Annotated in this window: 1 protein-coding gene; it reads right to left on the bottom strand. The window is 66.7% G+C overall.

Annotated elements, in window-relative coordinates; translation table 11 throughout:
* Nucleotides 1–53 precede the first annotated feature (53 nt).
* On the bottom strand, nucleotides 54–1,377 hold a 1,324-nt coding region (locus AC1D00_RS41165; protein WP_477014652.1), incomplete at its 5' end, for a tetratricopeptide repeat protein.

Genomic DNA, 1,377 nt, shown 5'->3' with positions numbered 1-1,377 from the left:
CCCTAACCCTCCCCCGCAAGGGGGAGGGAACGCAGTGTGCGCGTAGAGGCTTCTCAGCTCTCAATCGCATTCAGCCGCTGCAACCGATCCTGCATGATCTTCTTCAGATCGTAGCCCGGACGGCGGAAGCTGGCATCACGGGCGGCGAGGAAATCGCGCTGGGTACGGCGCAGATCGCCGGCCGAACGCTTGCTCGCGGATTTCAGCACGCGCTCATAGGTCTCGGCGATCTGGCGGTCGAGCACGCCGAGCTGCGGATCGGCGCAGATCACCTTCTCGACCTCGCGCTTTGCGGTCGCGCAATCGAACGAGGGACCGTTGCCGGAATTCGCCGCGAGCGGACGCCGCGGCTCATCGCCGAACTTCGCGATCTCCGCGATCATGCTGCGGCGGCCGCTGGCCGCGTTGTCGTTGCCGGGGTCGAGCTTCAGCGCGGTCTCGTAATCGGCCAGCGCCTTCCTGCGCTCGCCCATCTTCTTGTAGAGCACGGCGCGGTTGTTGTAGGTCTGCGCGAAATTCGGCTCGAGCTTCAGCGCAGCCTCGTAGTCGCTCAACGCCGCTCCGAGCTCGCCCTTGAACTGATAGGAATCGCCTCGGTTGGTGAAGAAGTTCGGCTTCGGCGCCAGCCGCAGCGCCTGGTCGTAGTCGGCGATTGCCTTGTCGTATTCGCCCATCGCGGCCAGCGACAGGCCGCGATTGTCGTAATATTCCGGCACCTTCGGGTCGAGCCTGATCGCCTCGCCGTTGTCGGCGACCGACTTGTCGAGCTGGCCGAGCTTCTTGTAGGCCGCGCCGCGATTGGTGTAGGTGCGCGGCCGGTTCGGATCGAGCCGCAGCGCCTCGCTGAGATCGCGGATCGCCTTCTCGTTGTCGCCGCCGAGATAATAGGTCACGCCGCGGTCGGACCAGGCCTGCGCGTCATCCGGCTTCAGCTTGATCGCCTGGTCGTAATCGGCGAGCGCGCGGTCGAGCCGGCGCTGATTGGTGTAGACGACGCCGCGCCGCTCGTAAGACTCCGCATCCTGCGGATCGAGCTCGATCGCCTTGGTCAGATCGGCCGCGGCGCGATTGAGGTCGCCGCCGGCCTCGCGCAAGAGGTCGCCGCGCAGGCGCCATGCCTTTGCATTCTTGCCGTCCAGCGCGATGGCGCGGTCGATATCCCGCAGCGCCTGCGTGAGGCCGCCCGAGGTTCGCGCGTTGGCGTCGGCGCGCACCAGCAGCGCGGCGGCGCGGTCGGACGATGAATTCGAGGTCTGGTCGATGATGGCGCTGCACGCCGTGATCAGTTCGGCGGGAGCGGTCTTGCTGCCCAGCACGCAATCGGTGCCGGCCGAGGCCGAAGCGATGAGGGCAAGGCTAATGGCCGCGCCGAGGAGG

This window comes from Bradyrhizobium sp. P2_E8 (assembly GCF_056403875.1).
The sequence above is the reverse complement of the archived record's forward strand: the minus strand, read 5'-3'. Positions and strand labels throughout refer to the sequence as shown.